This is a genomic window from Thermosynechococcus sp. OHK43 (assembly GCF_014466085.1).
In the GTDB taxonomy this organism is placed as follows: domain Bacteria; phylum Cyanobacteriota; class Cyanobacteriia; order Thermosynechococcales; family Thermosynechococcaceae; genus Thermosynechococcus.
In genome coordinates, this window is record NZ_JACOMP010000141.1 from 1 (window position 1) to 4,404 (window position 4,404).

The following is a 4,404-nucleotide window of genomic DNA, read 5'->3' on the forward strand; positions in this document are numbered from 1 at the left end:
CCACCACGGGATCTAGCTTGCCCTCAATAGCCATCTGGGTGAGGTTTGCACCAAATTCGTCCAGCGTCGGCGTTTTGGTACGTCCTTGGCTAGCCCCAGCGGTCACTTCTGCGGTTTCACCCAGCATCCGAATCACTTGAGTGCGCACTTTCGAGAGATCAACACCCAAATTTTCAAGGACGCGGGCGGCAACCCCTTCCCCTTCGCGAATCAGTCCCAACAGGAGGTGTTCGGTACCAATGTAGTTGTGACCCAGTTGGCGGGCTTCTTCAAGGGAGAGTTCTAACACTCGCTTGGCACGGGGGGTAAAGGGAATCTCCACGGCGACAAAACCAGACCCGCGGCCAATAATTTTTTCCACTTCGATGCGGGCATCCTTGAGGTTCACGCCCATGGAACGTAGAACCTTGGCAGCCACACCGGTACCTTCACCAATCAGTCCGAGGAGAATTTGTTCGGTACCGACAAAGTTGTGGCCGAGGCGGCGAGCCTCTTCCTGTGCCAGCATGATGACTTTAATGGCTTTTTCTGTAAAGCGTTCAAACATGACCCTTCCCCTAATGGCTCCTGCGTGCTGGTAACACTCATCTTAACACGTCCACTTTGGCGTGTTTTTGTATGCCAATTTACAGCCCTTTTTCCAAAATATGGACCCGACTCAGAACCGTCAAATCCACTCTTAAACAGGATCAACGTCCCTTGACCTACCCTATGGCATAGCCCAGATACAGGGCTGTACTCTTACTATACTCTTACTATAGATGTTGACTTATTTTTTTGCAGGTGTGGTTGCCCGTATTTTAATTGAGATTTTGTGGGCTGTCCTGCGGCAATATTCCATTGATGAATTGGTCAGCCTCCCTAGGCTCAAAAGGCGATAGACTACACTTGCTGATGCCCAAATTTTCCACAATGGCTAATTTTTCCCAGTTTTTCGCCGTTGAACCCTCCCAGCGTGCCCTGATTTTCGACATGGATGGGGTCATCTGCCATACGATGCCCTATCACCTGGAGGCTTGGCGCGTCTATGTGGATCGCACCCCTGAACTGCGGCAGCACATCAACCTAGAACACCTGCGGCATATGGGGGGCAAACGCAATGCGGAACTCTTGCCAGAACTTCTAGGGCGATCGCTGAGCGAAGCGGAAATAGAGCGTTGGGGCGCGGGGAAAGAGGCGGTCTTTCGGGAACTGCTAGCACCCCATTTGGAACTGTTGCCGGGGTTATTGCCCTTTCTCAAAAGTGCCAAGGAAAAAGGCTACCGCTTGGGCTTGGGCACCTCCGCCTGTGCCGCCAATGTGGAATTGGTGCTCTCCTGTGAAGGGGTGGGTCACTTTTTCGATACGGTGGTGATGGAGCAGGATGTGCAGCGGGGCAAGCCCGATCCAGAATGCTATCTACTGGTGGCGGAGCGGTTACAGGTGGTGCCGCAGCATTGTCTTGTCTTTGAGGATGCCGTGGCGGGCGTTATGGCAGCGGTGCGGGCAGGGATGCTCTGCTGGGGAGTGTTGACAACGCAATCGGCAATGACCCTTCAAGCCGCAGGGGCAGAGGTCTGTATTGAGGACTTTACCGATCCACGCCTTCAACGGCTATTGTCCTAGGGAATTTTCGGCGATCATGGGTACTGGCGCGTTAGGAATCCACCACATTGGGCGTTGATCTGCGCAGTTATGTCTATCTCGATTCGATCCAACCGCAACACGCGGCCTATTTGGGAACCGTGGCCCAGGGGTTTTTGCCGTTGCCGGGGGACTGCTCCCTTTGGGTGGAGATTTCACCGGGGATTGATGTGAACCGCCTTTTGGATATTGCCCTGAAGTCTGCGGTGGTGCGGCCGGGAGTCTTATTCATCGAGCGACTCTACGGACTACTGGAGGTGCATTCGGGCAATCAGGGGGAAGTGCGGGCAGCAGGACAGGCCATTTTAGATGCCATTGGCGCTCGGGTCCAGGATTGCTTGCGGCCACGGGTGATTTCGAGTCAAGTGATTCGCAACATTGATGCCCACCACACCCAACTGATTAACCGCTCCCGCCGGGGCAACATGATCCTGGCAGGACAAACCCTCTATGTCTTTGAGGTGGAACCGGCAGCCTATGCGGCACTGGCAGCGAATGAGGCTGAAAAGGCAGCACTGATTAATATTTTGCAGATTTCCGCTGTGGGCAGCTTTGGTCGTCTCTTTTTGGGGGGGGCAGAGCGGGATATTCTGGCGGCGGAACGGGCAGTCTTGGCCGCCATGGAACGCTTACCGGGGCGCGATAGTTTTAGCGATCGCCGGGAGTAGCTGCTGCATGGGCCTTTAACTTTCTCTGAAGGTCTTCGATAAAAGGACAAGGGGGACTGTCCTGCAGTTGATAAAACCCTCGCCAATTAAAGTTTTGCCAGTGAAAGGGAGCTTGCTGGGCAGCCGCTAGCCACAGGAGGCGCTTGGCACGGGTCATGGCGACGTAGAGCAGGCGATATTCCTCGGCGGTTTTGGCGGCTGTGGCTTTTTTGTAGGCAGTTTGCCAGTTGGGCAGTGGCTGGTTATGGCCGTAGGCCCGCAGTTGCGATCGCACCACGTCTATAAAATCCACGTCAGAACTGAGGAACTTAGCATTGGCAGCAACCCAACTCTTACCGGGGAGGGTTGTTTCCTCTAAAAAAGGGACAAAAACCGCATCCCAATCCAGACCCTTGGCGCGATGCATCGTCATAATGGTCACCTGACCCGATCGCACTAAGCGGCTATGGAGATCTTCCATCTCCACCGCTTGAAAGCGATCCGCTGCCACCAATTCTTGCCAACGGGGATAGATACGCTCCCACAGTTGCGTTGGTTCCTGCTGGGTCAATTCCCAGATCAGGCGATCGGCAGTGGCTAATTCAGCGGCGTCATAGCCCAATTCCTGAGCGCAGTAGGTGATCAAGGGAAATAGAGACAGCTCTAGGCGGGCTTTGAGGAGGCGTTGGCAGTGTTGGCGTGCCTTGAGCACCGGTTCCTCGGCAGGGGGGTCTAAAGGACCGGGGTAGAGGAAGACCTCTGGCTGAGCTGCCAAGCGATCCAAATTTTGGGGTGGAATGCGTTTGCGCTCCTGAAGCACCGTTAGGGCTGCCTTGACCGCTGCGGGAGAATAGGGACAGTGGAGAAAGTAGAGAATGTCCAGCAATTCCTTGGGCACCTGCGATCGCCGTTCGATGCCGGCCACATCCAGCAGCGGAATTCCTTGCGCACAAAGGTCAATATCAAGGTTGAAGTCAGTGGGCGATCGCAAGACATCGGCAACAAATTCAGCCTGGCGGTTAGTGCGCACCAGCACCGCCACTGAAGCCTCTGGATGCGCCGCCAACACCTGAGAAATGCGCTGCGCCAGATGTTTAACCGTCTCAACAACCGTTGGCGGTCGGACAATTTCTACCCCTTGTCCCCAGGGGGGTGGGTTGGCCCCCGGTTCCAAACCCGGCGGCGACACACACTGAATGGCTTGGTCACGGAAGGGGGGTTCTTGATCTTTGAGTGCCCAATTCGCCCATCGCACCAAATAGTTAGCGACGCGAATGATCAAAGGGGTGGATCGCCCCGCTTGGGTCATTTCATAGAAAGCCCTCTTCTGGGCACACTCGTTACAAAATTCATTGAAAAATAGGGGATCGGCAGCCGTAAAGGTGGAGTTAATGGCTTGGTTCGGATCCCCCACCCGCACAAAATGAACTTGTCCGGTGGTGGGGTCCTCGGCTAAAAGCCGCAGTAACCGCGATTGCAGGGGGGTTGAGTCTTGAGCTTCATCCTCAAAGACGGCATACACTCGCTGTTGCCATTCGTGGCGGTACTGGCGATCGCCCTCTAGGAGTTGAACAGCTGCCAAAATCATTTCATCGTAGTCAATTTGCCCCCGCTGCGCCAGATGGTTCTGGTACAGTTCCAAAAGGTCGGCACCAATCTCTAAAAAAGGGTAGGGTCCTGCTTCGGCTGCACCTTGGGAGCACAACTGCTGGGACAACTGCCGCAGATCATGGGGCATCAAAGCCATACTGCGGGCACTGCCAATAACGGTCTGCGCCAACTTCACCAAGATGTCGGTCAACAGTGCACTTTTGCGGCCATCGTGTTCAACGTCGCTCAGGGGACTGGTATCGCAGCCTCGGATGAGTTGCTCGAGGATATCGGGGTGCGATCGCGCCCACTCCTTGACACAGGTGACACAGAGGCGTCGCTGCTCATGCTCACTCATTAAGTTTTCACCCCTCAAACGCAGACCCGCTGTGGGGTGGCTGGTGGCAATTTTCAAGGCCAAACTGTGGAGGGTCTGCACACTAAAACCATTGCGGGGCAGCCCCATTTCCCGTAGGTACTTGCGGATGCGCACCTTGATATTGGCGGCAGCCGAACGACTGTAGGTGACTACCACCAGTTGCCG

Annotated in this window: 4 protein-coding genes; 2 read left to right on the forward strand and 2 right to left on the reverse strand. The window is 55.1% G+C overall.

From position 1 onward, the window contains the following. Positions 1-547 (reverse strand): Clp protease N-terminal domain-containing protein (locus H8Q75_RS05920; protein ID WP_297040907.1); only part of this gene is annotated, 547 nt, incomplete at its 3' end. Between the two features lie 347 nt (positions 548-894). On the opposite strand from H8Q75_RS05920, the gene H8Q75_RS05925 reads away from it, so the two are divergent. Together H8Q75_RS05925 and H8Q75_RS05930 are read left to right on the forward strand one after the other, a co-directional pair. Further along, positions 895-1,605 carry an HAD family hydrolase gene (locus H8Q75_RS05925; protein WP_297040908.1) on the forward strand — a complete coding sequence of 237 codons (711 nt, stop codon included), beginning with the start codon at positions 895-897 and terminating at the stop codon, positions 1,603-1,605. Positions 1,606-1,652: 47 nt separating this feature from the next. After that, the gene (locus tag H8Q75_RS05930; RefSeq protein WP_024123910.1) at positions 1,653-2,291 is read left to right on the forward strand and encodes a carboxysome structural protein; all 639 of its coding nucleotides are present in this window, start codon (positions 1,653-1,655) and stop codon (positions 2,289-2,291) included. On the opposite strand, the gene H8Q75_RS05935 is transcribed toward H8Q75_RS05930, so the two are convergent. After that, positions 2,272-4,404, reverse strand: a 2,133-nt coding sequence (locus H8Q75_RS05935; protein WP_297040909.1) for an ATP-dependent helicase, incomplete at its 5' end; no start/stop codon positions are given. The genes H8Q75_RS05930 and H8Q75_RS05935 overlap by 20 nt on opposite strands.

Excerpts from the sequence above, each read along its gene's own strand:
- H8Q75_RS05925 (WP_297040908.1), top strand. The coding sequence starts at position 895 with ATGCCCAAATTTTCCACAATGGCTAATTTTTCCCAGTTTTTCGCCGTT.